This is a genomic window from Bacillus sp. m3-13 (assembly GCF_000175075.1).
Lineage (GTDB): Bacteria > Bacillota > Bacilli > Bacillales > Bacillaceae_I > Sutcliffiella_A > Sutcliffiella_A horikoshii_C.
Genome location: NZ_ACPC01000049.1, coordinates 1 through 26,729, shown reverse-complemented (window position 1 = coordinate 26,729; position 26,729 = coordinate 1). Strand labels below are relative to the sequence as shown.

General features: G+C 40.7%; 37 protein-coding genes. 9 read left to right on the top strand and 28 right to left on the bottom strand.

Features of this window, described 5'->3' with window-relative positions; genetic code table 11:
• Positions 1–77: 77 nt before the first annotated feature.
• The 13 genes from M313_RS0120590 to M313_RS27090 all read right to left on the bottom strand — a co-directional run bounded on the left by M313_RS0120590 (position 78) and on the right by M313_RS27090 (position 7,463).
• Entirely contained in the window at positions 78–374 is a 297-nt protein-coding gene (locus M313_RS0120590; RefSeq protein WP_010199745.1) for a hypothetical protein, read from the bottom strand.
• Positions 364–576, bottom strand: coding sequence for a helix-turn-helix domain-containing protein (locus M313_RS0120585; protein ID WP_010199743.1), 213 nt, complete (start codon positions 574–576; stop codon positions 364–366). The genes M313_RS0120590 and M313_RS0120585 overlap by 11 nt, the downstream gene beginning before the upstream one ends.
• Before the next feature lie 10 nt (positions 577–586).
• Positions 587–1,063, bottom strand: a complete 477-nt coding sequence (locus M313_RS0120580; protein WP_010199741.1) for a DUF2975 domain-containing protein — start codon at positions 1,061–1,063, stop codon at positions 587–589.
• A 146-nt stretch (positions 1,064–1,209) separates the two neighbouring features.
• Complete coding sequence (locus tag M313_RS0120575) at positions 1,210–1,776, bottom strand: GNAT family N-acetyltransferase (protein WP_010199737.1); 567 nt, start codon at positions 1,774–1,776, stop codon at positions 1,210–1,212.
• Positions 1,777–1,824: 48 nt separating this feature from the next.
• On the bottom strand, positions 1,825–2,202 hold the full coding sequence (locus M313_RS0120570) for a hypothetical protein (protein WP_010199735.1): 378 nt from the start codon (positions 2,200–2,202) through the stop codon (positions 1,825–1,827).
• Positions 2,203–2,224: 22 nt separating this feature from the next.
• The gene (locus M313_RS0120565) at positions 2,225–2,647 is read right to left on the bottom strand and encodes a DUF4275 family protein (protein WP_010199734.1); all 423 of its coding nucleotides are present in this window, start codon (positions 2,645–2,647) and stop codon (positions 2,225–2,227) included.
• The gene (locus M313_RS0120560) at positions 2,637–3,464 is read right to left on the bottom strand and encodes a GNAT family N-acetyltransferase (RefSeq protein ID WP_010199733.1); all 828 of its coding nucleotides are present in this window, start codon (positions 3,462–3,464) and stop codon (positions 2,637–2,639) included. Before M313_RS0120560 ends, M313_RS0120565 begins: the two co-directional genes overlap by 11 nt.
• 12 nt (positions 3,465–3,476) lie before the next feature.
• Complete coding sequence (locus M313_RS0120555; RefSeq protein WP_234946589.1) at positions 3,477–3,908, bottom strand: stage III sporulation protein AH; 432 nt, start codon at positions 3,906–3,908, stop codon at positions 3,477–3,479.
• The gene (locus tag M313_RS24230; protein ID WP_010199731.1) at positions 3,883–4,455 is read right to left on the bottom strand and encodes a ribonuclease FAU-1 family protein; all 573 of its coding nucleotides are present in this window, start codon (positions 4,453–4,455) and stop codon (positions 3,883–3,885) included. The genes M313_RS0120555 and M313_RS24230 overlap by 26 nt, the downstream gene beginning before the upstream one ends.
• A 227-nt stretch (positions 4,456–4,682) precedes the next feature.
• Complete coding sequence (locus tag M313_RS0120545) at positions 4,683–5,318, bottom strand: hypothetical protein (RefSeq protein WP_010199730.1); 636 nt, start codon at positions 5,316–5,318, stop codon at positions 4,683–4,685.
• Entirely contained in the window at positions 5,302–5,832 is a 531-nt protein-coding gene (locus M313_RS0120540) for an RNA polymerase sigma factor (protein ID WP_010199729.1), read from the bottom strand. Before M313_RS0120540 ends, M313_RS0120545 begins: the two co-directional genes overlap by 17 nt.
• Before the next feature lie 84 nt (positions 5,833–5,916).
• Positions 5,917–6,462, bottom strand: a complete 546-nt coding sequence (locus tag M313_RS0120535) for a histidine phosphatase family protein (protein ID WP_010199726.1) — start codon at positions 6,460–6,462, stop codon at positions 5,917–5,919.
• Positions 6,463–6,485: 23 nt separating this feature from the next.
• Positions 6,486–7,463 carry a YdeJ family lipoprotein gene (locus tag M313_RS27090; protein WP_010199724.1) on the bottom strand — a complete coding sequence of 326 codons (978 nt, stop codon included), beginning with the start codon at positions 7,461–7,463 and terminating at the stop codon, positions 6,486–6,488.
• Positions 7,464–7,684: 221 nt separating this feature from the next.
• On the opposite strand from M313_RS27090, the gene M313_RS0120525 reads away from it, so the two are divergent.
• Positions 7,685–8,242, top strand: a complete 558-nt coding sequence (locus M313_RS0120525) for a nitroreductase family protein (RefSeq protein ID WP_010199722.1) — start codon at positions 7,685–7,687, stop codon at positions 8,240–8,242.
• A gap of 178 nt (positions 8,243–8,420) precedes the next feature.
• Here the strand turns inward: M313_RS0120525 and M313_RS26520 are convergent, their stop codons facing one another.
• A complete protein-coding gene (locus M313_RS26520; RefSeq protein WP_010199720.1) occupies positions 8,421–8,765 on the bottom strand; it encodes a hypothetical protein in 345 nt (114 codons plus the stop codon).
• A 164-nt stretch (positions 8,766–8,929) separates the two neighbouring features.
• On the bottom strand, positions 8,930–9,784 hold the full coding sequence (locus tag M313_RS0120515) for a dimethylarginine dimethylaminohydrolase family protein (RefSeq protein ID WP_010199718.1): 855 nt from the start codon (positions 9,782–9,784) through the stop codon (positions 8,930–8,932).
• Between the two features lie 136 nt (positions 9,785–9,920).
• Here M313_RS0120515 and M313_RS0120510 point away from each other — a divergent pair, with 136 nt between their 5' ends.
• From M313_RS0120510 to M313_RS0120490, 5 genes are all read left to right on the top strand, one after another.
• Positions 9,921–10,169, top strand: a complete 249-nt coding sequence (locus M313_RS0120510; RefSeq protein WP_010199716.1) for a hypothetical protein — start codon at positions 9,921–9,923, stop codon at positions 10,167–10,169.
• Between the two features lie 101 nt (positions 10,170–10,270).
• Positions 10,271–10,900 (top strand): LysE family transporter, encoded by a 630-nt coding sequence (locus tag M313_RS0120505; protein WP_010199706.1) that lies wholly within the window; start codon positions 10,271–10,273, stop codon positions 10,898–10,900.
• Between the two features lie 374 nt (positions 10,901–11,274).
• The gene (gene gvpU, locus M313_RS0120500; protein ID WP_010199702.1) at positions 11,275–11,688 is read left to right on the top strand and encodes a gas vesicle accessory protein GvpU; all 414 of its coding nucleotides are present in this window, start codon (positions 11,275–11,277) and stop codon (positions 11,686–11,688) included.
• Between the two features lie 93 nt (positions 11,689–11,781).
• Positions 11,782–12,966: an MFS transporter gene (locus M313_RS0120495; RefSeq protein WP_050780706.1), complete on the top strand. Its 1,185-nt coding sequence runs from the start codon at positions 11,782–11,784 to the stop codon at positions 12,964–12,966.
• Between the two features lie 20 nt (positions 12,967–12,986).
• Positions 12,987–14,336 carry an amino acid permease gene (locus tag M313_RS0120490; RefSeq protein WP_010199696.1) on the top strand — a complete coding sequence of 450 codons (1,350 nt, stop codon included), beginning with the start codon at positions 12,987–12,989 and terminating at the stop codon, positions 14,334–14,336.
• 617 nt (positions 14,337–14,953) lie between these two features.
• Here M313_RS0120490 and M313_RS26005 read toward each other — a convergent pair.
• Entirely contained in the window at positions 14,954–15,106 is a 153-nt protein-coding gene (locus M313_RS26005; RefSeq protein ID WP_010199694.1) for a hypothetical protein, read from the bottom strand.
• Between the two features lie 571 nt (positions 15,107–15,677).
• Between M313_RS26005 and M313_RS24220 the strand changes: the two genes are divergently transcribed.
• Positions 15,678–16,022, top strand: a complete 345-nt coding sequence (locus M313_RS24220) for a hypothetical protein (protein WP_010199687.1) — start codon at positions 15,678–15,680, stop codon at positions 16,020–16,022.
• 149 nt (positions 16,023–16,171) lie between these two features.
• Here the strand turns inward: M313_RS24220 and M313_RS0120470 are convergent, their stop codons facing one another.
• From M313_RS0120470 to M313_RS26000, 7 genes are all read right to left on the bottom strand, one after another.
• Entirely contained in the window at positions 16,172–16,717 is a 546-nt protein-coding gene (locus tag M313_RS0120470; protein ID WP_010199686.1) for a flavodoxin family protein, read from the bottom strand.
• Positions 16,718–17,015: 298 nt separating this feature from the next.
• Entirely contained in the window at positions 17,016–17,828 is an 813-nt protein-coding gene (locus M313_RS0120460; RefSeq protein WP_010199685.1) for a GNAT family N-acetyltransferase, read from the bottom strand.
• Positions 17,816–18,310: a DinB family protein gene (locus M313_RS0120455; RefSeq protein ID WP_010199684.1), complete on the bottom strand. Its 495-nt coding sequence runs from the start codon at positions 18,308–18,310 to the stop codon at positions 17,816–17,818. The genes M313_RS0120460 and M313_RS0120455 overlap by 13 nt, the downstream gene beginning before the upstream one ends.
• Positions 18,311–18,527: 217 nt before the next feature.
• Positions 18,528–19,214 (bottom strand): FAD-dependent oxidoreductase, encoded by a 687-nt coding sequence (locus tag M313_RS0120450; protein WP_010199683.1) that lies wholly within the window; start codon positions 19,212–19,214, stop codon positions 18,528–18,530.
• A 12-nt stretch (positions 19,215–19,226) separates the two neighbouring features.
• Complete coding sequence (locus tag M313_RS0120445) at positions 19,227–19,616, bottom strand: SRPBCC family protein (RefSeq protein WP_010199682.1); 390 nt, start codon at positions 19,614–19,616, stop codon at positions 19,227–19,229.
• 3 nt (positions 19,617–19,619) lie between these two features.
• Complete coding sequence (locus tag M313_RS0120440; RefSeq protein ID WP_010199681.1) at positions 19,620–19,940, bottom strand: ArsR/SmtB family transcription factor; 321 nt, start codon at positions 19,938–19,940, stop codon at positions 19,620–19,622.
• A gap of 109 nt (positions 19,941–20,049) precedes the next feature.
• Positions 20,050–20,214 (bottom strand): hypothetical protein, encoded by a 165-nt coding sequence (locus M313_RS26000; RefSeq protein WP_010199679.1) that lies wholly within the window; start codon positions 20,212–20,214, stop codon positions 20,050–20,052.
• A 283-nt stretch (positions 20,215–20,497) separates the two neighbouring features.
• Here M313_RS26000 and ptsG point away from each other — a divergent pair, with 283 nt between their 5' ends.
• On the top strand, positions 20,498–22,555 hold the full coding sequence (ptsG, locus tag M313_RS0120430; RefSeq protein ID WP_010199676.1) for a glucose-specific PTS transporter subunit IIBC: 2,058 nt from the start codon (positions 20,498–20,500) through the stop codon (positions 22,553–22,555).
• Positions 22,556–22,604: 49 nt separating this feature from the next.
• On the opposite strand, the gene M313_RS0120425 is transcribed toward ptsG, so the two are convergent.
• Positions 22,605–23,429 (bottom strand): manganese catalase, encoded by an 825-nt coding sequence (locus M313_RS0120425; RefSeq protein ID WP_010199675.1) that lies wholly within the window; start codon positions 23,427–23,429, stop codon positions 22,605–22,607.
• 115 nt (positions 23,430–23,544) lie between these two features.
• Between M313_RS0120425 and M313_RS0120420 the strand changes: the two genes are divergently transcribed.
• Positions 23,545–23,895, top strand: coding sequence for a DUF2200 domain-containing protein (locus M313_RS0120420; protein ID WP_010199674.1), 351 nt, complete (start codon positions 23,545–23,547; stop codon positions 23,893–23,895).
• Positions 23,896–24,352: 457 nt separating this feature from the next.
• Here the strand turns inward: M313_RS0120420 and M313_RS0120415 are convergent, their stop codons facing one another.
• The 4 genes from M313_RS0120415 to M313_RS0120400 form a co-directional block, all read right to left on the bottom strand.
• Positions 24,353–24,658 carry a DUF4190 domain-containing protein gene (locus M313_RS0120415; RefSeq protein WP_010199673.1) on the bottom strand — a complete coding sequence of 102 codons (306 nt, stop codon included), beginning with the start codon at positions 24,656–24,658 and terminating at the stop codon, positions 24,353–24,355.
• A 76-nt stretch (positions 24,659–24,734) separates the two neighbouring features.
• Positions 24,735–24,902 (bottom strand): hypothetical protein, encoded by a 168-nt coding sequence (locus tag M313_RS27140; RefSeq protein WP_503487499.1) that lies wholly within the window; start codon positions 24,900–24,902, stop codon positions 24,735–24,737.
• Between the two features lie 38 nt (positions 24,903–24,940).
• On the bottom strand, positions 24,941–25,225 hold the full coding sequence (locus M313_RS0120405; RefSeq protein WP_010199671.1) for a hypothetical protein: 285 nt from the start codon (positions 25,223–25,225) through the stop codon (positions 24,941–24,943).
• A 603-nt stretch (positions 25,226–25,828) separates the two neighbouring features.
• The gene (locus M313_RS0120400; RefSeq protein WP_010199665.1) at positions 25,829–26,476 is read right to left on the bottom strand and encodes a hypothetical protein; all 648 of its coding nucleotides are present in this window, start codon (positions 26,474–26,476) and stop codon (positions 25,829–25,831) included.
• Between the last annotated feature and the right edge of the window lie 253 nt (positions 26,477–26,729).

Here is a 26,729-nt window from a genome sequence, read left to right as displayed (position 1 = left end):
ACAACTTCGGCACAAAAGAGGTTTCTACCGCTTCGCTCAAGCGATAGAAACCTCCCTTAATGAATTACATTTCGATACTAAGGCATCGAACTAGTAATAAACTCAATCATCAATGCAAAAACTCCCAATAATATCGTCATAAAAGTTGTCGCAGTGACTATCCCTTTCCTGAAGAGCCTCTGATCAGAGGTAGTTGATTTTCGATCAATCACAAAAACAACAAGCCCTAATATAATCGACCCTATCCAGCTGATCAGACCTACACCTGTAGTTAACTTCTCCCAGTCGAAAATCCAAAAGTATGCTATTAAAAGGTGTACAACAATCAACGGCATCGCAATAACTCTCACCATACGTTCCAAACTACTCCTCATCCGGCCTATACTCCAAGATATCTCCCGGTTGGCAGTCAAGAGCCTTGCAGACTGCCTCGAGCGTGGAGAAACGGATGGCTTTGGCCTTGCCATTTTTGAGAATGGAAAGGTTTGCCATGGTTATTCCTACTCTTTCGGAGAGTTCGGTGACGCTCATTTTTCTTTTTGCCAACATGACATCAATATTTATGATTATGGCCACTGTTTTCACCTCACACTGTTAAGTCGTTTTCCGATTTTATGTCAATGGCTACTTGTAATAGCCTTTGAAGTACCGCAGCGAATACGGCAATTACAATAGAGGCAAAGATCGGAACCGCGCCCATGATAATTGCCCCTGGCGCATCATCTTTATCTGCTAACAGAAAAATAAATGGCATCAGAACAACATACACACCACTGATCGTAATCGCACACAACTTGATTTTTTTCAACGCGTCCACCGAAAATTGCGAGAAGGCCTCATTTTTATCAATATACCCCAAAAGTTTCAGCGCCTGATACAAGGCAAAATAAAACGGAATGGTAGTCAAAAACATCCCCGTTACAATGGGATAGAGGATATACGCGTATTCTGGATTTGCCGGGTTTTTCACCAACGAAACCAAACCAATTATACTTAAAATAAAAACCGGCGTCCCAATTAGAAAAACCGCTATTTTCAAAAAAAGTGTAGAACCATGCTTCATCAAAAGCACCTCGCTTCATCGTAATAATAGTAATTTACCATTTTATTTATTGTTTTACAATAAAAATATATTGAATTAAACTGTGATTCATGTTCGCACAAAAAAGACAAGCAACTCACTCGCTTGTCCCCTAAATTTGTATCTAATCATTTCACTTTCGCAAAAACACACGTATCCCGCAATTCTCCAGCTACATCACGCTCACTGTGTTTAAGAATACCCTCTAACGTGTATCCCGCTCTCTCTGCAACTGCACGGCTCTTCACATTCTTAGAATCACAGCGGATCTCAACACGATTAGCCCCCAGCTGCTCAAATGCAAACCGACTAATCCCTTCCACCGCTTCAGTTATGTAGCCCTTGCCACTGTGCCTAGAATCAATCCAATAGCCAATTTCAAACTTCGGGATGGACCAATCAACTCTATGTAAGCCGGAAGAAGCCACGAATTCACCGGTTTCCTTTAAGAAAACTAAGAGCCTCAAGTCTTTTCGCTGCAGAAATTCTGCATGACTCTCCCTAATATTCGCTTCCACATCTTCCACTGACTGGTCGTGTTGCGCGAAGATCATCCACGGCTTGAGCTCAGGTAGAGAATGAACGATTGCGTCATGAACGGCTGGACCGTCTCCCGGTAGCGGCATTCTGATTAAGAGTCTATCTGTGGTAAATTCTGATGGGAATTCTTTCAAGATTGGTTTTTTGTTGGTCATATTTAATCTCCTCCTACTGTTTATGCAAATTGTCTTTTATAGAAGGATTCACTCTTGCCATCCCTCAGGCACCTGCACAATCACATATTCCCCTGTCCACATTTGGGTGGTAACAATCAGCTTCTCGTCCCCTTTTTCAAAAAAGTAACCACTACCATCTTGCGTCTTATAGTTCCAACCATGGTCACCTATCATTGCTTTAAGGGTTTTCCTGTATTCTCCTTGATCTGTTCGTGTAATAAACCAATCATACCCATCTTCGTTTGCAATTTTTTCGATCGGTTCTGGGGATTCATTGATAGACTGCAATACTTCCTTTTTATTTACGGACTCTATTGGTAGTGTCGCATAGTAAAATCTAGTATTGTAGGCGACTATTACTAGAATGACTGCAATAATGCTGATAATGGTGAGGCGTTTTATCATAGGTATCCTCCTAAGGGCATGTTCAAGTACAAATAAAATATGGGCCACATTCTCTTTCGTGCGTCATCATAAATGTCCATTTCTTCTCCCAGTCCATCACATATATATCGCCATAGAGGATATGAGAAGGATTATAAAGAAGATCCAGGACATTCAAACTTTTCGCATTTTCCACCTTATAGACCGTATCCATATGTTGGTAAAAAATTAAACATTTATCCTTTTCCTGTGCATGAAAAAACCTAACAGCTTCCTCTTTAGTAGAGTATTTTACCGCTGCCCAACTACATAAGTGCCATAAAAAACTGTCTAGGTGAATAGCATTCTTCTCTTCTTTAGACAAATGACCCGCAAAGCTATTTTCCCAAGATTTCCGAAAATACCCTCCCCAATTTAGTATCTCTAACACTTTTAATTCTTTCCTAAATTCATTCTTAACTTTCATACTTATAATAATCCTGCGAATGGTAACTTCTAAATCCACAAGATTCATAGAGTCTTAACGCGTGAGCATTCCTCGCTTCCACTTCCAAAAAGACCGGCAGCCCTTTTTCCGTCTCCATTTTCACAACTTTTGATAGAGCCCTCCGTCCTATCCCTTTGCCTTGCAACTCTGGAGCAACCGCAAATCCGTATATCCACGCTTCCCCGTTTGTTTCCGAGACACGAATTTTCCCGGCAGTTCGGCCTTCTGCTTCGATAATGAACATGTCCTCGCTGTTGAGTTCCTTCATTCGCTCGTTAAAGCTGCGCGCTTCTTGTTCTGTAAAGCCAAAGCATGCCACTTCGAGTTGTATTTCTGAGTCAAAATCTTCTTGAGACGTGGATGGTCTAATGATTACAGCCCGATCATCATGCAACTCGCCTGCTTCCCATTTCATCTGGTACTCTGCTACCTCAAATGTACACGGAATCCTCTTTAGAAACTCCTTCGCGCTTTGAGACGGGCTAGGCGCATTTAACAAAATGGTCGAAATCTCTCGCTTTTTCACCTCAGCCATCGCTTCCGCAAATAATTTTGTGAAAATCGCTTTTCTACGATAGTCCGGGTGAACCATTCCAGTCACTTCAATTTTATTGCCAAACCCGTAACAACCAAGGAATCCTACAAGCCGTCCCTCTTCGTAATGGAAAAAGTCCTCTTTAGTTCTACCATCCCTCGTTTCGAGCATATCTTCATTGAGCTTCAGCTCGTAGCCGCCTTCTTTTTCGCAAACAGATTTGAGTTCTTTGATTTGTTGTAGTTGTTCTTTTGTTAGCATGGTTACACCTCTTTAGTTTGTATTAGATAAAAATCCCTTCCAAAAATTCTCATCGACCATAAAGAAACCCTCATGTGAGCATACAGCGAGCAGACATTTCTCCTTTTGGTAAAACATTAAATCCTCCGGGAGACGACCCGTCCAACCGAAAAGCGAGTCACTCTGGTCTCTTAAAAATAATTTTGTTGCGCTATTCATTTGAAAATAGTAAACATAGGCCGTTGCACCACGAAGTTTGGTCGTTTCCCATTCCCGTTGAATTTTTCTTTCTAGTAGATGCTCCTTCATGTCGGAAATCAGCTCATCTACGTATGCAAGGCGTTCTTCTTCCATCTCCATCAACTGCCGATTCTCCACAAATGCAAATCGGTCACAATGCTTTGTCAGTAAATTTATTAGTTGATTATAACGCTTGCCTTTAACATCCTCCGTTATCATTTCCATTATCATCACCCACATCCTTCACTAACAATTCTAAATGGGCTTTTGCCTGCTCCATCAACCCAAAATCATTTTTTTCAATCTGTTGATTAATTTTATGTGCAACTTTCCAAGCTAATTGATATTGGACTTTACTAATCGTCCCACTAGTTAGTGCCTCCTCCAATTCATCCGCATCTTTCTGAATGATTTCCCCTGTAGGAAGCACGATGATGTCTAAGAATAGATCATCCATGTAAGGTAAGTTGTTCTCTACTCCGTTTTCATTTGTTATGTCAATATACCATTGGACAACCTCGCCATTAGCATCAAACATGGTCGTTAAAGAGTAGTGTTCATTACTTGGAAAATGTTGAAGCCACATATACGCATCGTCCACAATGCACACTCTCTTCTCTTTATAGTTTACGATTAATGGCTCCGTTACTTTATGTATGTGAAGCAAGGATACGTATCCTTTGAAGGCATCTGTGTCTAAAAACTTATGTGTGTACTGACGTTCTAAGACCCGTTTCCATTCAGAGCGGTCTCCGTGTCTCCGTTTTAGCATTTGCATCCTCCTTGTGGGTAGTAGGGACAGGCACGCCGACCCATCCACAACCATTTATAGGTGAATTTAGCCGCCTCCACTTACAATATATGGATTGTAGTCAATTAAAACTGATTTATTAAATACTTTTAGTGATTTATCGTATAATTCTTGCTGTTTATTGAATAAATAGATGCTTGGGTAGCCGCCCTTCTAAACATCTGGGTCAACGGACCTGTCCCCCCGACTCACCTTCCCAATAAGTCCTTCACACTAATAACAAGTTTTAATAGGTGGTCTTCCCTTACCTCATAAAATCGGTTTGAATTATATTCACTAATGTAACCTTTTCCATTCTGACTGAACCAAACTTTCAATTTCAATGGTGCATTTTTTTCCGATTCTACAACTAAATCTATATCTGGGGTACTTGTTGGCCCTTCTGATACTAGCTTTGTGTTTGCTAGTATTGAAGATACATCTCTGTGCCATTGTTCATCTGCTTGAAAAAGTTTCGTACCAATGTATGGGACTCCGTTATACATTTTAGCTTGAAAGGTATTTAACTCATCCGATTTTGCTGCATAGACTATTGTGATTTTTTCAGGCTCGATATCTGCAATACTTTTCTCATCCAGTTCTACGGAAGAATTATTTGAATCCTGTTTAACCAAATCTGTTAAGGTGCTTAATGCAAAAAGAGTGATAACTAAAGCAGCCGCTACAGGTACAATGAATTTATTTATATAGGCCATTAACCCACCCGATTTTTTATTTCTATTAATTATCTCCCTGTACGTATTCTGTTTTATTGCTTCGTCCCGAGGAATAGAATTCAGCTTCTGAAACTGGTTTTGAAATTCATTTTTATCCAGATGATTCATCAGAAAAATACTCCTTTCTACTATGTATTTTTTCTTTGAGAGCTGCTAATGCACGACTGGTGGTCAACTTCACTTTTGTTTCCTCCCACCCAAGCACATAAGCAGTTTCCTTAATAGAAAGTTCTTTTATTTTCCTAAGAATCAGTACTTCTTTATAATCCAACTTTAATTGGTTGATGACCTTATAAAGTTCTACAACTGCTTCCCCTTTTTCTAGGATTTCAAGAGGTGTATCCGAATGATCAACAAGCGATTTTTTATGCAAAGAAAAAAAGGAGAGCCTTTTTTTCCGCCGAATGTAATCAATCGTTTTGTTGCGTGCAATGGCAATTACCCAAGTAGAGATAGAAGATTGCCCTCTATAAGAGCTCAAATTGTTATAAATTTTAAGGAATGTTTCTTGCGTCAAATCTTCCGCCGTCTCCGCTTCCCCGATCATCAAATATATGTAGCCGTAAACCTTATCACTTAGCTTCTGATAAACATCTTCAAAGTTCATTTCATTTTTTATCACAAAGCCCCCCCTTTCTACCTTTCAATCATTTTGACGATTTAGGTTTGAAAAGGTATCACTTTTAAGAAAATATTTGCATCCATGTCACATTATCCTTTCAGCTGTCACTGCACCTATCTCCCTATCTTTTTTCAAAAGAAACAAATCCGGATTACTAAGGTTCTTCCAGTCCTTAAATCCAAAGCTAGTTTGGTAATTTTTAATCAGCAGCGACATGATATTTCCGTGTGTCACAATAATGATGTTTTCCGCGTCAGATTCAAACGCTTCTTCTACCACGCTGACAATCCGGTCCATCGCCTCTCTACTTGATTCGCCACCTTCGTATTTCAACTCCAAGTCATCATAGGTTGCTTTCAACTTTTCCAGCCAATCCGGTAGGTCTTCCGTGCTGAGCGTGCGTTCGACTAAGCGCTCATCAACTTCAATGCTAATATTAGTTTCCTTGCTTAATGGTTCAATAGATTGGATGGCGCGCAAAAAGGAGCTTGAAATGATGCGTTCAATGGGTGTGTTGGAGAAGAATTTTGCTAACTCCCCAGCCTGCTTGAATCCCTTTCCTGTAAGCTGGGATTCTGGTGGTTGTCCCTCGGCTTCGCAATGCCTTACTATGTATATATTTTTTTGCATATGTTGGACTTCCTCCTCTTCTTTCAATGAATTTTTTGCAACTTAATTAATTCGATAATCTTCTCTTCTTGACCTGGATCCACGTACAAAAGCTCTGTATTTTCAATCATACTCTCTGTGAGTTTAAGCATATAATTTTCATCGAGGTCTTTCGGTACATTCTTTTCAAAACGCAAAGGCACATTGTAAACGTTTATGGTGCCGTCTCCATTGCCGCTATAGGTTACGGAGCCATCTACCAGACGGGAACCTGCTAATTGAATGACCTCTTCTGGATATGTCGCACTTGTTTCATCAAGAGAATTTACGGGCTCACCTGCTGGAATAATTCGAACATTTAACTCATCAATTTCTTGATTTGGACCAAGGAGAAGCCAAACGCGAGCGTATTCGATTTGTTGATTGGAATAATGAGATAATGTTTCGCTTTCCTTCTCCTTATCTACTTTTAAGCTCCTATTCTCAAAATCTTGCAATAACATAACGGAGAATTCACCATCATGTGAGATCCAATTAACGGTATCAATACGAAACTTAGAATTAATTTTAGGTAATTCACCCATCATTTGTTTAGCTGTTTCTGTCATCGTTTCTATTTCCTCATAGATTTTCATATGAGCATTCTGAAACTTTTCTTTCATTTCCTTACTATGTTCTTGCAAATCGGGAACGATATTAACGGTGTAATCTGTTGTTCCTGTGTCCTCGTTTTTCCAGCTAACGACTTCAAAATGTGAGTCATCCAACGAATAATGCTCATTCAAGTAGTTCTCTACGTCAAATTCTGTCAGGTTTTTTGAGTCTTCCTTATCTTTATCTGATTCAACATCTGACTCCGGCGCTTCTTCTTTAGCAGTACCTGATGTTTCATCAGCATTATTATTCACATTCTCCTGAATATCCCCCATCACCAACTCTTCATTTGGCTCAACGGACTTAGCACAACCAACAAACACTAACAACGAGCTCACCAACAAAACAACAACATAAACTATCTTCAACTATGTCACATCTCCTTCCTAATATGCCAATTATTTCAAAAATAAACTCCCATTTCAAGGGGATATCTTTGGTTCAGATACAGTTCGCTAACTTATTTCCATGACACCTACTTTCCGCACGACCATAAATATGGAATTAAATTAAAATCTATACTACAATGTAATTGAGAATGATAATCACATACAATAACATCTTCAGTAATAAAAAAGGGGACGATTTAATGGAATCTAACATATCAACCTTAGCTCAAATCATACGTGAGCGACGTTCTATAAAAGCTGGTTATTCCAACAAAGAAGTGACACAAGAAACCGTGCTAGAACTCCTGGATGATGCAGTCTGGGCACCGAATCACGGACTTAGGGAGCCTTGGCGGTTTATCTTTGTTTCTTCAAGTGAGAAAAACGGCTTTGTCGAAAAACTGGTCAAAACCTTTCCACCAGAGATGCAGGAAAATAGAAGGAATTATTTCAGTCAACCGGCAGCCTTCTTGATCGTAGTGATGGAAGAAGATCCGAGGCAAAAGCAATGGGAGGAGAACTTCGGAGCTGTGAGCTGCCTTATACAGAACTTCCAGTTGCTAGCTTGGGAGAAAAAGCTTGGTGTTGTCTGGAAAACCAATCCGCATATATACGACCCTAAGGTTCATAAGATATTAGGCGTACAGCCTGGTGAAAAAATTGCCGGTTTCTTGCATATGGGATACTTTGAACAGGTGCCGCCAAAACGTGAACGAAAGTCCGCGGAGAGCAAACTTACCGTGTTCAAAGATATTTAGTGCACGCGAAAAGACGCTTCCCTTCATAGTAAGGAGCGTCTTTTCACATTGGTATAGTATTTTTCCTGAGGTGTTCAAGGTGGAAGTAAACACTTAGAGGTTTTTTAGAGGGTTATGCAGGGGCCACCTTAACTGTTACTTTTACTTTTCATGATGAAAATCTCTTTTTCGAGTCTATTTACTTTATTGTCAGGAAGTCGACCTCATTTATCCTGGGCTCGTTCGTTAATTCAAATTGATTTCCCATTCCGTCAAGCTTTGCGTCGACCGCATCAAAGCGCTCGTCAACACTATTAAAACGCTCATCCATTTTGGACTTCATACCTACCATTTCTGACTTCAAACTACCAATTTCCGACTTTATTCCGCTGATTTCCGACTTTATACTACCGATTTCCGACTTTATTCCGCTGATTTCCGACTTTATTCCGCCGGTTTCCGACTTTATACCCCCGATTTCCGACTTCAAGCCTTTAACTTCCGAATCCAATCCAATCAGCAGTTCCAGAATTTTCTTTTCCATGTTATCACCTCCTCATCTCATTATAAATGTTAAGAGGAAAAGAATCACTGTTTATACGAAAGATTCGTTTTCCATTTTTGGATGCTGGTGTCACAGAGACCCACTGTTAAAAGTGGGCGTGGTGCCTGTCTCTGCAACACCGTGGGCCACGGTGCCTGTCTCCTCTACCCACGAAGTATAGGCAACGTACAACAGCGAAAAGATCCCCCGGATTTAATGATTTCAATGATGTCTACTTCGATTACTTCAAAGCCTCTTTTAGTCAGTTCTGCGTTCACTTTTGGGTTAACTGGTAGGCTGAAGATTTTTTTGTTGCCGATGTTGAGTACGTTTGTGCCAAGGGTGAACTGTTCGTCTTCTGTTACTGCGATTAGCTCAAACCGCGAGGAGATGATGTCTAGTTCTTTTTGTGTGAATGCTTCTGGATAGTAAAGCGCTTCTGTCGGTGAAATGATATTGAACACGCAATCCAGATGTAAGTATTTTTCTTTGAATGGTACTTTGACGACTTCATAATGTGGAAGGATACTTTGCAGATGTTCAATGGCGACCTCGTTTGTCCGGTTACTCAGGCCGACATATACTGTTTCTCCATTGATGATGACGTCTCCGCCTTCAATCATGTCACCTTTTAAATTAAGATAGGAGATTTCCTGTTGCTCCAACATACTTTTTAGAACCTCTTCTTCTCCCTGCCTTATTTTATTGGCCATTTCCGCTACAAATAGAATGTTCCCAAGGGTGAAGCCGATATCACGAGTGAAAACTTGCTCTGGGAACATTTTGATGGCAGGTAGAAGAATGACCTCCACCCCATGGTCCTCTAATGTTTCCACGAATTTTTTATGTTGTGCCATCGCAATTTCAATATGAATGCCCTCATTCTTAAACTTTTTCTGCGTTTCATTGATGACTTCACGGATGGTCATGTACTCCGGTTTACAGAGAATAACCTTTTGCAACACATCATATTCACTACTTGCATGCGGCCTCATCGGGCTCTTTGAAAATAAAGACATAAAAAATACCCCCATCACAAAATAATGTTTTTATTGTTACCTAGTAGAAGGAATTTTAATAGGACTGGGGAACGTTTTTAATTTCCGTTTGGATTGCATAGAATAACTTCACATTATTTTTCAAAGGAGAATCAACATGGACAAACATCAAAACGAAACATTAAAACAAGCGCTAGAAAATGCAGATAAGGCTGTTTATGCTTCACAACTGGAAAGCAACTCAGATAACATCGGATATTCTCATCAGGCGATTGAACGCGTGGAACAAGCGCTAAAAGGTGCACCGAAAAACTCCTCGCCCACGTCTGATGAACAGCATGCAAAAGATATGTTACGACGCTTGAAAGAGACACAAGCCGCCGTGAATGCCTTACGGAACGATTAGTCATCGGGCTCCTACTTCGGGGCTCTTTTCTTATGAAAAAATGTGGTACAACCCTTCCTTCTTGAATAGAAATGTAAGGAGATGATGGGGAGGGCTAAAAAATGAATTCTATTTTCACTTACATATTCTTAGGAGTTTCACTGGCAGCACCGATTGGACCGGTTAATGCTGCGCAGTTGGATAAAGGATTGCGACTTGGTTTTGGACATGCTTGGATATTTGGGGTCGGAGCACTTGTCGCTGATATATATTATATGCTACTTGTTTATATGGGGATGATTCATTTCATTGAGCAACCGATGATGAAAGCATTTCTCTGGCTTTTTGGCTTTTTCGTGCTTACTTATACAGGGATTGAAAGTTTGGTGAAGAGCGGAAAATCAAGCTTTGTGGATGGGCCAAAAGGGAAAACGACACTGATTCGATCCTGGACTTCTGGTTTCCTTCTTTCTATATCTAACCCGCTTACCATTCTTTTTTGGCTTGGGATTTATGGATCTGTTTTAGCAAAAACAGCTTCTTCTTTTTCCAGTAACCAGTTAGCTATTTATAGTGCAGCCATCATCTGTGGGATTCTACTTTGGGATTTGTTTATGGCTACGATCTCGAGTATCGCGAGAAACCTTTTGCATACTAATTTTCTTGTGGTGATTTCGATTATTTCTTCCTTGTCGATGATTGGGTTCGGCATTTACTTTGGTGTGGAGGCATTTAGGTTGTTGTTTTTGTGAAAATTAATAATACGACATGAGATTAGATGGTTTCTATGTGATCTTTTTGTTGTTTTATTATGAGCATCGGGTGTATAGAAGCCTTCTATTTGACCTTTTTCACGTTTGAGCGGTATCTTCGGGCGTATAGAGCCCTTCTATTTGATCTTTTTCACGTTTCGCAAGTGCCTTCGGGCATATAGAGCCCATCTATTTGGTTTGAGCGATGTCTTAGGGCGTATAGAAACCTTATATTGGAAATCCCTCAATTATCCCCCACTCCTCTCCTTCCTTAAACCTACTTGCACAAAACTTCCAGAATAACCTCACTCCCTTTACCTATACTAACTATGTGCGTCACAAAATGAATCTGGAAACAAAAGTGAGGGGTTAACTTGGCGAAAAAAGAGGAAAACGTATCCACAGATGATGCGGTAATGCAAATGTTGCTCGATTTAACGGACAAAGACGGAGTGGAAATAGGAATCACGTTAAATATTAGTGGGACAGTAGTAGCGGGTACGCTTGTAGGACCGCATACTTATTATGAAGGAATCATCGCCTCTGCAGATGAGGTAGAAAATAGCACCCTCAAGCACGTTCTACATAAAAAATTCACGGACCTTAAAGAGGCCTATATCAGTGAACGGCAAGAGGAAGAGGAAAAGAAAAAGCAGGATATGATTGCTACTTTTATTCATTTAAAAGATGCTGCGTATATCTCTGCGAACACGCAAACTCCTATCAAAAGTCATGCATGGTGGCGTGGAAGAATTGATTCCATTGATGGGTTTTCATTTAAGCTTTAAGCATTTGAACTTATTAATCGTAGACAAAACGATGGAGGGGTAGAGGTGACAAACAAGAAAATCGGACAAGTCAGTGCTTGGTGCATAATAAGCATGGCTTCCATCCCTCTTATTATGACGCTGGGCAATTCTATGCTTATTCCTGTTTTGCCAATGCTCGAAAAAGAATTGGACATCTCCTCCTTCCAATCCAGTATGATCATCACTTCTTACTCTGTTGCTTCTATTTTCTTAATCCCTATTGCGGGGTATTTGTCAGACCGATTTGGCAGGAAAATGATAATTTTGCCAAGTCTATTGCTGGCTCTAATAGGTGGATTGATTTCCGGATTTGCTTCTTGGAAAATAGAAGATCCTTACACATGGATTATCATCGGACGAATCATTCAAGGAGTTGGGGCAGCAGGTGCGACACCAATCATTTTGCCGCTTGTTGGGGACCTGTATCAGGATGACGATGAGAAAACCAGTTCTTGTCTTGGGATTATTGAAACGTCCAATACATTCGGGAAAGTTCTTAGTCCCATTTTAGGATCGATATTGGCTGCTGTTCTTTGGTATTTACCATTCTTTTCTATTTCAATTTTCAGCTTAATTTCCATCATAATGGTCCTTGTTTTCATCAAAGTACCTAAGAAAAAAGACAAACCTCTCGCACTAAATATTTTTATACAAAACACCAAAAAGATCTTTCAAAAAGAAGGAAAATGGCTTTATACCACCTTCGTTATCGGGATATACGCCATGCTGATCCTTTTTGGCTTATTATTTTATCTATCAGACATTCTTGAAAAAACGCATGACCTGCATGGTGTGAAAAAAGGTCTATATTTAGCGGTCCCTTTGTTTACCCTCTGTGTCTCTTCCTATATCACAGGAAAAGTGATCAAAGGAAATATCGAATTGATGAGAAAAATTCTTATGGTATCCCTTGGGGTCATCGCATTAACCATTGTTTTTGTTGAATATCAAAACGAAAAGATTTTTTTATTGCTCACCATCTCGAGTTTTATCGGTATTAGCATTGGTGCGATGCTTCCCACGCTTGATGCTTTGATAACCGAAAATGTAGAAAAGGAAGAGAAAGGGACAATTTCTTCCCTTTATAGCTCTTCTCGTTTTATCGGAGTCGCTGCGGGTCCACCAATCATGTCAGTCGTAATGAAAAACCATCTACTAATAAGTCTATATCTGTCTGGTGCTATGGCAATCATTATTGGAATTCTTGTTTTTATTTTCGTCCAAAATGTAAAGCCAAAGAAAAGCACACTTTGGTAGCTGGTTAGAAGGAGAATCACATGTCAAAAGCCTCTTGCAGTTCCAAACAAACAACAGGTGATCTAGCCTGGTGGCAACTGTCACTAATAGGAATCGGATGCACCATTGGCATCGGCTTTTTCCTTGGGTCTTCCCTTGGAATTAAACTTGCTGGTGCTTCCATCATCTTTTCCTTTTTAGTTGGTGCCGCCGGAACCTATATCGTATACAGCAGATTAGCCAAAATGACCATCCAAGACCCACAGGAAGGTTCGTTTTGCTATTACGCTGGGAAAGCATTTGGTAAATGGGCTGGATTCAGTTGTGGCTGGAATTACTGGTGCTCCAACATCCTAATCATGGGTAGTCAGCTGACTGCCCTAGGCTTGTTATCTCAATTTTGGTTTCCAGACGTGCCGCTTTGGATCTTCTCAGCAGGCTACGCCGTTTTGTCGTTTTTCGTCGTGATGCTTGGGACCAAAGGCTTTGATAAAATGGAAGACCTTTTCGCTATCATTAAGGTCGCAGCCATTGTGATGTTTATCGCTATTGCGTTGGGGATTTATTTTGGCTGGATTAAGGGAGATGGCGGTAGCGGGGGCAATATGCCGAACACTATCAAAGAATGGATGCCTCTAGGTTTGAAAGGGGTTTGGTCTTCGCTCATTTATGCCTTCTACGCATACGGCGGTATTGAAGTCATCGGCTTGATGGCCATGCAGCTGAAAAAGAAAGAAGATACATTAAAAGCCGGAACCATTATGATGTTCTTTTTAATGATTCTCTATGTAGGATCCCTTGGCCTTGCCGTTAGCCTGGCTGCCTTTGAAAAATTCAACGAAAAGGAAAGCCCGTTTGTGACAGCCTTAACCAATTACGACCTGAGTTTCTTCCCCCATGTATTCAACGGGGCCATCATTATCGCAGGTTTCTCCACCATGACCGCAGCACTGTTCGGGGTAACCACCCTTTTAGTTACACTGGCTAAAGATGGAGACGCACCAAAACTATTTCAGAAAAAATTACAGTTTAGGGAGCTACCTCTTCCGTCTCTGTTGCTTGGAGTGGTCGGGTTGGCCGCATCGGTGGTATGCGCATTTGCGCTTCCAGGGAAGGTGTTCGAATACATCACCACCGCGGCAGGATTATTATTGCTGTATAACTGGATCTTCATCTTGCTGTCTTCATTTAAGCTGGAGAAGAAAGGAAAGGTGTTGTCCGTGCTGGGACTGCTGCTGCTACTTTTAGCAATAAGCGGAACCGTCGTGGAAAAGACCGTTCGAAACGGCTTCTTCATCAGTATTTTGTTTGTTGCGTTGATTGGGGTTGTTACTTTGATCATGCAAAGGAAATGGAAAAAGGGCGGCGGGAAAAAGTTGAAGTATAGTTGATGGGGTGGGTTGCGGGGACAGGCACCGTGACCCGTTTTTTGGTGTGAGGTGGCGTGGAGGATGAGTTTGGGGCGATGAAGACCTCCCTTCCACCCTTTCCGATCCAAACAGGTCTTCATACAGCCTATGAAGACATCTCTTCCAACTTTTCCGCCCTGGGCAGGTCTTCATCCACCTTATGAAGACATCCCTTCCAACTTTTCCGCCATGGACAGGTCTTCATCCACCTTATGAAGACATCCCTTCCAACTTTTCCGCCCCGAACAGGTCTTCATCCACCTTATGAAGACATCTCTTCCAACTTTTCCACCATGGACAGGTCTTCATCCACCTTATGAAGACATCTCTTCCAACTTTTCCGCCATGGACAGGTCTTCATCAGAGAAATGAAACTTCCTAAAAAGGCCTAAATGTCTAACCCACCTAAACCATACCATTCCCTCTGATAATTCAGTTGCAGGCGGTCCCCAAAAACAAAGGCAAACTCAATAAAAGCAGATCCTTTATATCAGCTAAAAACCCCAACAAGTACAGTAAAACCATAGACCCAAAAGCTATTGAAAGTGGTACCCAAAATGACTTTCTCATTTTCACTCTCCTACTATTATTGCTTTTCTTCATCCATCAAACCTTTCCGCCTTCTCCCCAGCATAATCACTCAATTTCACTAATCCCACTGCAACAGCTGAAAGCACACCATTAAACAAAGCGGTCAACCATAAAAGCTCTGAAAAGCCAATCGTACTCGCATACATGACACCTAAGAGCATACAACCCAAGATCGTAACTAAAAAAGGGAATCTTCTTCGCCACAGAACTAACAACTAAACTTAACAACATTGATGCCGAACCCATGATAAAAAAATGAACGCCGAAGATAAGCAAAAACTCCATTTAAGTTTTCCTCCAATCAGATATCAGTGGCTATATACATTTTATTCACCTCTTAATTTATATCCAATATATGCCCCAATTAGGTTCCCAATTAATATAGAGACGCCAAGCCCAAAACTTACTTCTCCGCTAAAGGATAGCTTATATCCTAATAGCCCCAATAACGTACCCGCAATCGAGAACACTAAAAACTTGCTTATTCTTTTAATTATCCTCCACTCCCGTCAAACAAGTTCACATACTTTATAAAATTATCTACCTACTAACTTTTTCTATTTTTGTTGGGGTAATCCCTTTTAATCCCGCTAAATAAATTGGATTATTGTGGTAATATTAATGTTAATAGGGGGAGATTGCATTAAAAAAGGTAACAAAATTCCGCTACCTTTGGTTTGTTACTCTAGCTTTTTAATCGCTGCTTAAACATAAATAAAGGGAGTTGATTCAATGTACGGGGAAAATCTTCCTACATGGATACTGTTAATCTACTATTTGCTCTTCTTAACAACCTTTGTTATAGCAACTACCTGCATCATCAGGATGAGAATAGTAATTGCATCCGTATTCACCATTGTACTTTTATTCTCGGTTCCAGTAGTTTCGATATTGTATGGCATTGATAGAGCTTCTGATCATAATGAACTAGAACATTTACTTTTCAGTATTGGTCAAGGAGAGACATGGGCTATTTTCGTTGCTGCTGGACACTTATATATTGTGGTATGGTGGATTATTTATTTAAGAAAAATACAGGAGAACCGCTCTCCTGCTCAAGTTAGCAACCATTCTTAGAGTGAAGTAAAGGCAGGGGGGCTTCCTTTAGCTTTAATCGGTCGATATTCACAAGTAATTAGGAGAACTACAAATTCAGCCTATTCTCAAATTGAAAAAACTTCCCTCTCTATCTATATAGAAAAGGAAGTTTTTCTTTGTATTAGATTCTATTTTACACGTAGTTCTTCCCTTAGTGCTTCCGCTTGAAACAATGCAACCTTATCCGCATGGATGTCCCCAGGCTGGTTTCCTTTCCCAATCACGTACCCCTTAAATTCCAATCCCATGAACTCAAAAATGTATTTGAACTGCTCTATCATTGGCAATCCTTTGATAGAGGGATTATCTCCTCCAACTGCAATGACGTACGCTTTTTTGTTTGACATGTCGGCTTTGAAATCCGGAAAGTTATTGTCACGCATCGAATGGGACCAGCGATCAATGAAATTCTTCATAGTGCCTGACATACTGTACCAATAGATAGGCGTGGCAAAAATTAACGTATCATGCTGCAGTACACGTTCTATAATGGCGTTATAATCATCATTTCTATTTTGAAACCCCTCGACATCGTGGCGCATATCGATGATTGGAAGGATGTTGCGGTTGTTCAGGTATATTTCTTCCACCTCAACGCCTTGGGTAGCATGTTTGGTAAGGGTTTCTGTATTTCCATATGGACGGGTTCCCCCGTATATTACAGCTATGGACATAATTAATTTCTTCCTTTCACTTCTGGATGAGTACATTTTATACTGAAGATGGGGACGAGGCATAGGAAAGAGCAATATTTTGTGTAATTTAAATGCGGCCAATCTGCTTAAATTTCTGGTAATCTACACACTTCCCATCCTCCGCGCAATATATATCAGTAAAGTTTTCATTTTATCCGCCGAGTTTCCGTTTTATCCGCCAAGTTTCCGTTTTATCCGCGACTTTGGCCAATATATCCTTCATTCGACACAGAACGACAAACGCCGAGAAGGTCCACACCTACCCCGGCGTTCCACATTAAAGCTTCTCCCAAACCGCGTTCGTATACGCAACATTCAACCCTGCTCGCTGCATGTTCTTCTGGCTTACACTTCCAAAAGCAGCTTGGCCAACCAAATATCGGCACCCTTCATCCGCCGCTTGTTGCATCCGCTTTTGTATCAACGCCGTTTGAACACCTTTGTTTCTGAATTCAGGCACAGTAGCCGAAGCTGCCAATGTTGCGACATCATTTTTAACATGCAGAACACCTATTCCCGCTGGCTCCCCGCCTACACGCGCCAAATAAAATGTCCAGTTATCGCTCTCTGCAAGTACCTTGTTATTGGCGGTCACGTAGTCTTTAAATGCTGTGGGCATCCCGAAACCTCTCGTATATAACTCACCAAAAACATCAAAATTCTCAAGGCTGATCTCTTCCATCTGGACAGCGTTATCTGCGCGACTAAGCGAAGGATCTCCCGTAGACAATGGGCGGTAAAGTGCCGTGTGAAAGCCACTTTGAAAATAGCCTAGTGAACTAAGCTTCCGGAAAAGGTCGGTTGAGGCATTGCCTGGTGTCACTTCAAACTGAGCTGGAATACCTCTGCTAGCATAAAATTCTACTATTTCATCCAAATGATCCATATCCTCTCCATTGACACCTTTAACTGTATTGAACGATGGCCCAGGGATATTTTTTACAGAAAATGCAACGGCGTATCCAAAGCGTTTCAACTCGACTCCCATGGCATTATCATTTATGCTTTTAACTCGAATCAATCTGTCTTCGAGCGCATCAATCTCTGACTGTTCCACGATTTTTATAAGGTCTTTTGTTAAGAGTGACATGTGTTTACCTCCGGCGCAATCAAGTCTGTATCCGGTGGGGTATAACCTAACTGGCGGCCAATTTTTACGATCTGTCCTTTGTGGTGGAATTCATGGGTGGTGGTGTGTGTGAAAAGCCAAAGGGTACTGAAGTCAGAGGTTTCACCGCTTTTGAAGGTATATGGAATGGTATGATCCCAGTTTCCTTGAAAACTTACTAAAAACTCCTCGACAAGCTCGTCCGTTTTTCGGAAAAGTTCTCTCATATCTTCGACGTTTTTTATCGCGTTTGAATCTGTTTTTTCGATTGATTTTCCAAGACCATGCGTCCCCAGCCAAAAGTGATAGCAAGTCGCAATATGTACGTGCAGATTTCGGATAGAGTCCCCGCCGAAACTCTCCATTTCTTTGACATAGTCAGCGTGTGCCATGCCCTCACAATACTGAAATAGCGTCTCCCTTGTACGTCTGATCCAATCATACTGACTTTGAAATAACTCCATTTTCCCATCTCCCTGCTCTTTAATGAAGGAATATTCCGTCTTTAATTAATAGTATCATATGGGTGGAGAGATGGTAATAATTTCTACCATTTAATGAATGATGGTATTTAGGGCTATCACATGTAGTACAATATCAAAATAAAAAGACAAATATAGAGAATGACTCTACATTTGCCCTGATTCTACGACGCCGCACCTATAACTTTGAATTGACTCATCAGTATCCCATAAATACATTCTTATTAATAGCACGCTTAGAAATGTGCTTGCTTTTCAAGTGTTCTGTTAACATGTGGACCTCTGCCTTCGCTCCTGCAATAAAGTATTGACCAGTATCTTTGTGTTTCTCAGTGTATTCATCTATTTCCTGCAATAATTGTTCATTTGTGGTGATATAGTCTACATCAAAATTCTTGAAATCTTCTTTATATATGTGCTCATTTTGACTAGCAAAATAAAGAAGTTTGAATTGATTTGAAGTAGTTTGTTTTTCCTCTATTTGCTTGATTAGTGCTCGAAATGGTGTAATGCCGATACCTGTCGCGATGAAAAGTGTAGGGCTTTCATCTTTTAGATAAAAGGAGCCCACAGGACCGCTCATGCTAACTTTCATCCCCGCTTCTAATTCAAGTAGCGCACTCTTGAAGTCACTTGGTGTATCGCCAATCTTAGTCGTAATTTTAACCACGTTTTCACTTGAGATGGAAGCGACCGTCATTGGTTTAGTGTTGTTTTTAATTTTCTTATGGGTGATGGTAAATAGCCCGTGCTGGCCTGGCTTCCAGGTTAAGTCGTCATCCTTTTTAAAAAGAAAGGAATAGACGTCTTCTGATTCTTTTATTTTTTCAATAAAAACGAGCTCACTTTTCTTAAAAATAGATAGAGCATCTTTCAAAAAACTCATGCTAGTCCCTCCTTATGCATCTCTTAGGATCTCAGTCAATCCATCTATCATCATCGTCCAGCCATACTTCGCTCCAAAGTATGCTTGGTTCTCTTCTTCAAATCCTTTGTGTTCCAAGTGTAGATGAGTTGTATCCCCTTCTTCCTTCAAGGTCCAGGTTACGATCGTGTCAATGGGTCCTCCAACCCATGTGTAAGACAATTTATGGGGCTTGTCTACAACTAACACCTCACTATTTACAACCAATCCAATTTCTTCATTTTGAAACTGGCATTTGGATCCTACGATGGGTCTGAAGTTGTTTTCCATCACCCATAGTGCGAGTGTTTCTGAATGGGTTAACGCGTTCCACACCTTGTCGATGGGACTTTTAATTTGATAATCTAATGATAAGTAGGCCATAATTTATTCCTCCAATAACTTCTTTAGTTTCATCGCACTTTCATTCCAGAATTGCTCATAAAACGCCAGCCAATCTTGAACTTCTTTTAAAGGCGCTGGGTTAAGCCTGTACCTTGTTTCTCTCCCTATTTTACGATTTGTCACTAAGTCTGCTGCTTTCAGGACTGATAAATGTTTGGATACGGCAGTACGTCCCATGTCAAAATGTGGGGTGAGTTCGTAGAGTGGTAGCTCCTCTGACTCAGCTAACAATCGAATAATCTTTCGTCTTGTTGGATCTGCAATAGCCACATAGACATCTCTTTCTTGAAGGGCTAGATTCAATATTCTTCCTCCTTTCAACAAATAGGACACCGATTAGTGTCTTGATTATATGACACTAATAAGTGTCCAGTCAACTGGATATTTTGTGTAGGAGAACAAGGCCGGATCCTTAAACAAATAAGCGATAAGACAAATACCCAATTCCACCTATCAAAAATAATAGGATGACAGCAGAACCGGTTACCATTCTTGTTTTATCCAAAATGCCATCTTCATTGAAGAAAAAACCCTTAATATTGCGAAATAAATCTATAAATAACGTTGCTATGTCCACCTGAAATCTCCTCCTCATTAAAAATAATGTAAATATTAACAGAAGTAATAAACTATTATGCTTTTTCTTTGTACATTTTATTTTGCATGACCTAAAGTTCGTGCCAAAACAGGGTGAGTTGATCCCAAAACGCATCGAGTTCGTGCGGAATACTGCGGAGTTCGTGCCAAAATGCCCTAAGTTGATGCCTTTGAGACAGGAACGGAGACCCATTGTTTAAAACTCACTATTTAGGGGAAATTAAAAGCACTTTGAACTATTACATATTTAGGAGGTACTGCCTTTGAAGAAGATATTCGGTGTTTTACAGAAAGTCGGAAAGGCGTTAATGCTTCCGGTGGCGCTCCTACCGGCGGCTGGTATTTTGCTTGCGCTTGGGGCTGCATTGAAAGAGGAAAATTTGCTGGAGTTGATGCCGTTCCTTGGCGCGGATTGGATCCAGTTAGTGGCGAGCGTCATGGATGCTGCCGGAGGAATTGTATTTAGTAACCTCCCTGTGCTCTTTGCTGTTGGGGTTGCAGTTGGACTTGCTGGTGGTGAGGGGGTTGCCGCACTTGCCGCGATCATTGGTTACCTCATCATGAATGCGACCATGGGTGTAGTGCTTGGCGTGGATGACGGGATGATGGACGACCCTGCATACGCGAATGTGCTCGGGATCAACACGCTTCAGAGTGGGGTGTTCGGCGGGGTCATCGTCGGGATACTCGCGGCTTTCATGTACAATAAGTACTTCAATATCGAGCTACCATCTTACCTTGGTTTCTTTGCCGGTAAACGATTTGTTCCGATTGTAACAGCTGCTTCTGCAGTTTTGCTTGGAATAGTGATGTCTTTTGTGTGGCCACCCATTCAAGGTGGATTGAACACCCTTTCCGAAAGTATGATTAATACGAACTTAACGTTATCTGCCTTTATTTTCGGTGTGATTGAACGTGCTTTAATTCCATTCGGACTACACCATATTTTCTACTCACCTTTCTGGTTTGAGTTCGGCTCCTATACGAACGAAGCCGGAAACATTGTCCGTGGGGACCAAGCTATGTTCTTTGCGCAGCTTCGTGATGGGGTCGAACCTACTGCCGGTACATTCATGACAGGTAAATTCCCGTTTATGATGTTTGGACTTCCTGCTGCGGCGCTCGCGATCTACCACACGGCGCGTCCTGAAAAGAAAAAAGTGGTTGGCGGAATCATGGCGTCTGCTGCCCTTACCTCATTTTTAACAGGTATAACGGAACCAATTGAGTTCTCGTTCCTGTTTGTCGCACCAGTGTTATTTGCGATTCACACTGTGTTTGCTGGACTTTCGTTCATGGTGATGCATATTTTAGATGTGAAAATAGGGATGACCTTCTCCGGTGGGGTCATCGACTACCTGCTGTTCGGGGTTGTGCCAAACCGAACCGCTTGGTGGCTGGTGATACCGGTTGGGCTTGTGTTCTCGGTGATTTACTATTTCGGTTTCCGTTTTGCTATCACAAAATTCAACCTTGCAACACCAGGTCGTGAGGATGTGGACGAGGATGAAGACGGAGCCTCTCCAACAACAGCAGGCGACCTCCCACATGATGTATTGGAGGCCATGGGTGGCAAACAGAACATCTCCCATTTAGATGCTTGTATCACAAGGCTGCGGGTGTCGGTGAATGAGATTTCTATGGTGGATAAAGCACGTTTGAAAAAACTTGGTGCCTCTGGCGTTTTAGAAGTCGGCAACAATATTCAGGCTATTTTCGGACCAAAATCAGATACCTTAAAATCACAAATTAAAGACATTATGGATGGAAAAACGCCACGTCCTGCTAAAACGGACACGAACAAAGAAGTCGAGCAGCAAATTGAAGAGATCAATCCGGATGCGATGCAGACCAAATCAACTGAAAGCGGGTTTATCGCTCCTATCAAAGGAGAAATCAAACCGCTAGACGATGTGCCAGATCAAGTTTTCTCCGGAAAAATGATGGGTGACGGCTTTGCAATCGAGCCTTCTGAAGGACTAGTTGTCTCTCCTGTTGACGGAAAAATTGTTAACCTGTTCCCAACCAAGCATGCGATTGGGATTGAATCAAACGAAGGACACGAAATTTTAATCCACGTCGGAATTGACACGGTAAATCTGAAGGGTGAAGGATTTGAAGCACTCGTTGCCCAAGGAGATACAGTCACGAAGGGTCAAGAGCTCCTAAAATTTGATATGGATTTCATTGGGAAGAATGCTCCGTCATTGATGACACCGATTGTATTCACTAACTTGAAAGATGATGAAAAAGTGAAGTTGAACAAACAAGGTGAAGTGACTTTAAAAGAAGAAGGAATTGTGGAAATTTCTAAAGGTTAAATAGAAAGGAATGCTCGGATTGCAACCATCGCAACCGAGCATTCCTTTTTTATTTTACCGATGGCGGTGTATTATGCAACGCTGGAGGAGCAGGATTCAGGATTGGTTTTCCTCCCCACGCACCTGGCATACTTAAGTATTGGAAATTTGCTAAACCGTCTGGCGCAGGGCCACTTGCCCAGTTTCCTTTGCTGCTCTCTTCCCCTTCCGATAAAGCAATGAACGTATGGGAGACTTCCGACTTTTCCTTTGTCGTCGGAAAGGTACTTGGAACGATTACTCCTTCTTGTGCTTCTAGCTCTTGAATCGCGGCCAACCACTGATTCTGGTGCATTCTATCTCTCGCAATGAGGAACGACAACATATCTCTTACTCCCCTATCCGTCGTCTGTTCATATAATCTGACCGCCTGCAGACGCCCTTGTGTTTCGGCATTTAGGTTTGCCCTGAAGTCGGCAAGCAGATTCCCACTTGCGATAACATAGCCCCCGTTCCACGGTACTCCAACACTATTGACAGGCAACGCTCCGAGACCGGATACAATAGCGTATTGCGGGTTCATCCCACCCATAATGGCTGCCATTACAGGATTTTGCGCTGCTTCCTCTTGAGCTTTTACTGGTGCATTATCCAGCAATCTTGCAATCATTGTAGCAAGCATCTCAATATGCGCAAGCTCCTCTGTCCCAGTATCCATCAATAAATCTCGGTACTTATCATGCCTCCTTGCTCCCCAGCCTTGAAACAGATATTGAACTGCAACCGAAATTTCCCCAAACTGTCCTCCCAATATTTCCTGCAGCCTTGTAGCGAATATGGGATCAGGCTTATCCGGTTTTGCCTCATACTGTAATTCCTTCATATGAAAAAACAAAACATCTCCACCCTTCTATAATCTTTACATGTTATATATACTGACAATGGTTTGTACATCATTCTAAACTTTCCATGATACAATAAAATAAAGAATCTATAAGGGAGGATAAATGATGGAAAAGCACAAAATCTATACGATGAGTTTTGCAAGTGTGTACCCACACTACGTTACAAAGGCAGAGAAAAAAGGCAGAACAAAAGAAGAAGTCGATGAAATCATCCGTTGGTTAACAGGCTATAGCCAGGAACAGTTAGAAATGGTGCTAGAAAAGAAAACAGACTTCGAAACCTTCTTTGAGGAAGCGCCCCAAATGAACCCATCCCGGAACCTGGTTAAAGGGGTCGTTTGCGGAGTACGAGTTGAAAACATCGAAGAACCCATCATGCGAGAAATCCGTTACCTCGATAAACTCATTGATGAACTAGCAAAGGGAAAAAAGATGGAGAAAATTTTGCGGGCATAGTGGGTTTTGGGGACAGGCACCCTACCCCACCATTTTCTGTAAACTATTTGTAGCAATTTTCGGTTTTCAAGCACCTTAGATTTCGACAAATTAACATGATATTTCTCAATTGAGATAAAGGAGAATTTCCCACAATACCTTTTTCAAAAGTTAATTTCAAATTTCACGCTGAACTCCTTGCCTCTCAAGGAGTTATTTTTTTCTTTAACAAACGTTTGTTTAAAAAGATCTATTCTAAAATAAAGGTTTCCCGGGAAATTTGTCGTTTTAACTAGAAAAAAGGCAGGTTTGTGAATTATACCACTACACCTTTTTGAAAAGTTAATTCCGCAAAATTCATTTCCTCCCTACAGCCCCATACCTTTGATATTTTCTTAATCAAACGTTTGTTTAAAAATTACTATATTAGAATGAAGAAAAGGACAGCCACAAATGAATATGGGCCGTCCTTTTTATCTCAGATAACTTCCATAATAAAGTCTGTCGATTCGAATAATAATAAACTAATAAGGATAATGATGAGAGGAAGAATGATTCCGACCAAGCTACAAATCAATCCTGCCTTAGCATACCCTCGACCCGATTGATCCGTTTTGTGAATCTCATTTAGACCAATCACTGCAAGGACAAACCCTGGAACTGCAAAAAGCATGCTTAAAAAACTAATAACACAACATACTATCGATATGATACCAAGTACTAAAGAAAGAATAGCATTACTATTAAGCTTTCCCGTCTCAGAATGTGGAACAGATTCATTCATTTTTTGCACCTACCATTCTAATCCAATGAATGTTAGAAGATAAATTATTTAGACTCTTACTGCATTATAGCTCTCCTCAGCTACAACACGCCACTACTTTTCTAGTATCCTTTTCCCTAATCCAAATCTCTCCATGCCTAATTTCATAATTTATTTTCACTTGATCTAATTGTTGAATCTGGTTGTCTGTTTTTTCTGTCCAATATATATAAGTATCCTTTGAAGTACAGGCAGATAAGATCATAACTACTATCAAGAGTTTAACTGGCACCTTGACCCACATTATCCTATTCCCAACTCTGTGATTGCTATAAATATAAATAAAATCCCTAGTAAGTAATCGATTATATATACCTTCTTTTCCTCTCGGTGATAGTGCGATTCTACACCGTTCATAATATTCAAGAGTCCAACTACAAGAAAGCCATATCCTAGATAGGTGCTATTAAAATCCTCCCTAAATCCTTGGATCAATAAAGCAATCAACGCTACAGTTAAAATAATTCTAATTACTACTACCGGCTTTGAACTTTTCGTCCGTTTTACCTTTTCAAAAAACAATCCCACTTTAAGACACTCCTAGTACTTTCAACTCTTATGATTTTTCTCTCTAGTAGTTATACGAAATTGATTAGGAAAAAGTTCCAAGCTTGTCCTTTAATGGAGGTGTTCGATGCTGTAAGGATTATGGAGGCGGTTCTCTGTTACCGTTTCTCTTCTTACAAGCTGGTTTCGGGCGTTGAAAACCCATCTCTGTTACCGTTTTCCTTCTCACGTGCTCGATTCAAGCTTTGAGAGGCGCTCTCTATTACCGTTTTGCTATTCTCAAACTCGATTCGGGCTTTGAGAAGCCCTCTCTGTTACCGTTTTGCTATTCTCAAACTCGATTCGGGCTTTGAGAAGCCCCCTCTGTTACCGTTTTGCTATTCTCAAACTCGATTCGGGCTTTGAGAAGCCCTCTCTGTTACCGTTTTGCTATTCTCAAACTCGATTCGGGCTTTGAGAGGCGCTCTCTGTTACCGTTTTGCTATTCTCAAACTCGATTCGGGCTTTGAGAAGCCCTCTCTGTTACCGTTTTGCTATTCTCAAACTCGATTCGGGGTTTGAGAGGCGCTCTCTGTTACCAAATTCCAATTCAACATCGAAGTTTGGTAACAGAGGTACGCTTTTTTATAATGATCTCTGATTTGCATGAGATTTAAAATCTAATGTCTTTACTAGATTAATTTCTTCTAATATTGCATCCTGGTCATCTGCCCTAAACACTACTTTATCTACCATTTTCTTCATCCCGTAGGACCCTCTCATCTCCACCGGCTCTTTCAAGACAATCTCAAAATGAGGAGAATCTAGTTTCAATAAAGAGTAGTACGTACTTTTAGGAATCTTCATCCCTAACTCAATTTCTTTTGCCCGGTTTAATTGCTCAATATTCTCTATATCTAATGAAATGCTACTTTGAAAACCTAATCTAATGATAATTTTTTCTCCCGATATCATATGCGGTAGATGCTTTGTTGAATTATAAAACCCTACCAAATATAGAATTCCGTACACATTGAGAATGGTAAAGACCCACGCAATAACTTCATTCCACTTTTGCAAAAGATAATGAAAAAGTACGCCTTCTCCAGTTATCAATATAGCAAAAACAATAATGAACGTTTTCATCTCTGAAGTTCGATGGTAAGTAAATGCTTTTCCATTATGGTCGACTGTTCTAGATTTCTCAATCCAAACTAGTAATGAATAATAAAAAACATTGAGTTCCGTAATAACAAACTCTACTAAAAATGATTTACCTAACTTCTGCTCCAAGACGATTCTAATATTATTGCTGAAATCTATCCCAGTCCTATTTTTTAAACTTGATAACGCCTTTTATCACACTAAAAATTATGTATCATTAAATCAATTAACTGGACCAGACTAAATGTCAATGGCATCAAAAGAATACAAAATGCGATTGTCCATAGTGGAAGCTGAATCCGTAAATCTTTATTCATTTTCCTCATCCTCTCCTTCTAACCAAAATAACTCATCCACTTTTACTTTCAAATGCTTGGCAAGC

Coding starts and splice junctions, on each gene's coding strand:
- M313_RS0120590 (WP_010199745.1), bottom strand. CDS start 374: ATGAGGAGTAGTTTGGAACGTATGGTGAGAGTTATTGCGATGCCGTTG.
- M313_RS0120580 (WP_010199741.1), bottom strand. CDS start 1,063: ATGAAGCATGGTTCTACACTTTTTTTGAAAATAGCGGTTTTTCTAATT.
- M313_RS0120575 (WP_010199737.1), bottom strand. CDS start 1,776: ATGACCAACAAAAAACCAATCTTGAAAGAATTCCCATCAGAATTTACC.
- M313_RS0120570 (WP_010199735.1), bottom strand. CDS start 2,202: ATGATAAAACGCCTCACCATTATCAGCATTATTGCAGTCATTCTAGTA.
- M313_RS0120565 (WP_010199734.1), bottom strand. CDS start 2,647: ATGAAAGTTAAGAATGAATTTAGGAAAGAATTAAAAGTGTTAGAGATA.
- M313_RS0120560 (WP_010199733.1), bottom strand. CDS start 3,464: ATGCTAACAAAAGAACAACTACAACAAATCAAAGAACTCAAATCTGTT.
- M313_RS0120555 (WP_234946589.1), bottom strand. CDS start 3,908: ATGGAAATGATAACGGAGGATGTTAAAGGCAAGCGTTATAATCAACTA.
- M313_RS24230 (WP_010199731.1), bottom strand. CDS start 4,455: ATGCTAAAACGGAGACACGGAGACCGCTCTGAATGGAAACGGGTCTTA.
- M313_RS0120545 (WP_010199730.1), bottom strand. CDS start 5,318: ATGAATCATCTGGATAAAAATGAATTTCAAAACCAGTTTCAGAAGCTG.
- M313_RS0120535 (WP_010199726.1), bottom strand. CDS start 6,462: ATGCAAAAAAATATATACATAGTAAGGCATTGCGAAGCCGAGGGACAA.
- M313_RS0120525 (WP_010199722.1), top strand. CDS start 7,685: ATGGAATCTAACATATCAACCTTAGCTCAAATCATACGTGAGCGACGT.
- M313_RS26520 (WP_010199720.1), bottom strand. CDS start 8,765: ATGGAAAAGAAAATTCTGGAACTGCTGATTGGATTGGATTCGGAAGTT.
- M313_RS0120515 (WP_010199718.1), bottom strand. CDS start 9,784: ATGTCTTTATTTTCAAAGAGCCCGATGAGGCCGCATGCAAGTAGTGAA.
- M313_RS0120510 (WP_010199716.1), top strand. CDS start 9,921: ATGGACAAACATCAAAACGAAACATTAAAACAAGCGCTAGAAAATGCA.
- M313_RS0120505 (WP_010199706.1), top strand. CDS start 10,271: ATGAATTCTATTTTCACTTACATATTCTTAGGAGTTTCACTGGCAGCA.
- M313_RS0120495 (WP_050780706.1), top strand. CDS start 11,782: ATGGCTTCCATCCCTCTTATTATGACGCTGGGCAATTCTATGCTTATT.
- M313_RS0120490 (WP_010199696.1), top strand. CDS start 12,987: ATGTCAAAAGCCTCTTGCAGTTCCAAACAAACAACAGGTGATCTAGCC.
- M313_RS26005 (WP_010199694.1), bottom strand. CDS start 15,106: ATGCTCTTAGGTGTCATGTATGCGAGTACGATTGGCTTTTCAGAGCTT.
- M313_RS24220 (WP_010199687.1), top strand. CDS start 15,678: ATGTACGGGGAAAATCTTCCTACATGGATACTGTTAATCTACTATTTG.
- M313_RS0120470 (WP_010199686.1), bottom strand. CDS start 16,717: ATGTCCATAGCTGTAATATACGGGGGAACCCGTCCATATGGAAATACA.
- M313_RS0120460 (WP_010199685.1), bottom strand. CDS start 17,828: ATGTCACTCTTAACAAAAGACCTTATAAAAATCGTGGAACAGTCAGAG.
- M313_RS0120455 (WP_010199684.1), bottom strand. CDS start 18,310: ATGGAGTTATTTCAAAGTCAGTATGATTGGATCAGACGTACAAGGGAG.
- M313_RS0120450 (WP_010199683.1), bottom strand. CDS start 19,214: ATGAGTTTTTTGAAAGATGCTCTATCTATTTTTAAGAAAAGTGAGCTC.
- M313_RS0120445 (WP_010199682.1), bottom strand. CDS start 19,616: ATGGCCTACTTATCATTAGATTATCAAATTAAAAGTCCCATCGACAAG.
- M313_RS0120420 (WP_010199674.1), top strand. CDS start 23,545: ATGGAAAAGCACAAAATCTATACGATGAGTTTTGCAAGTGTGTACCCA.
- M313_RS0120415 (WP_010199673.1), bottom strand. CDS start 24,658: ATGAATGAATCTGTTCCACATTCTGAGACGGGAAAGCTTAATAGTAAT.
- M313_RS27140 (WP_503487499.1), bottom strand. CDS start 24,902: ATGATCTTATCTGCCTGTACTTCAAAGGATACTTATATATATTGGACA.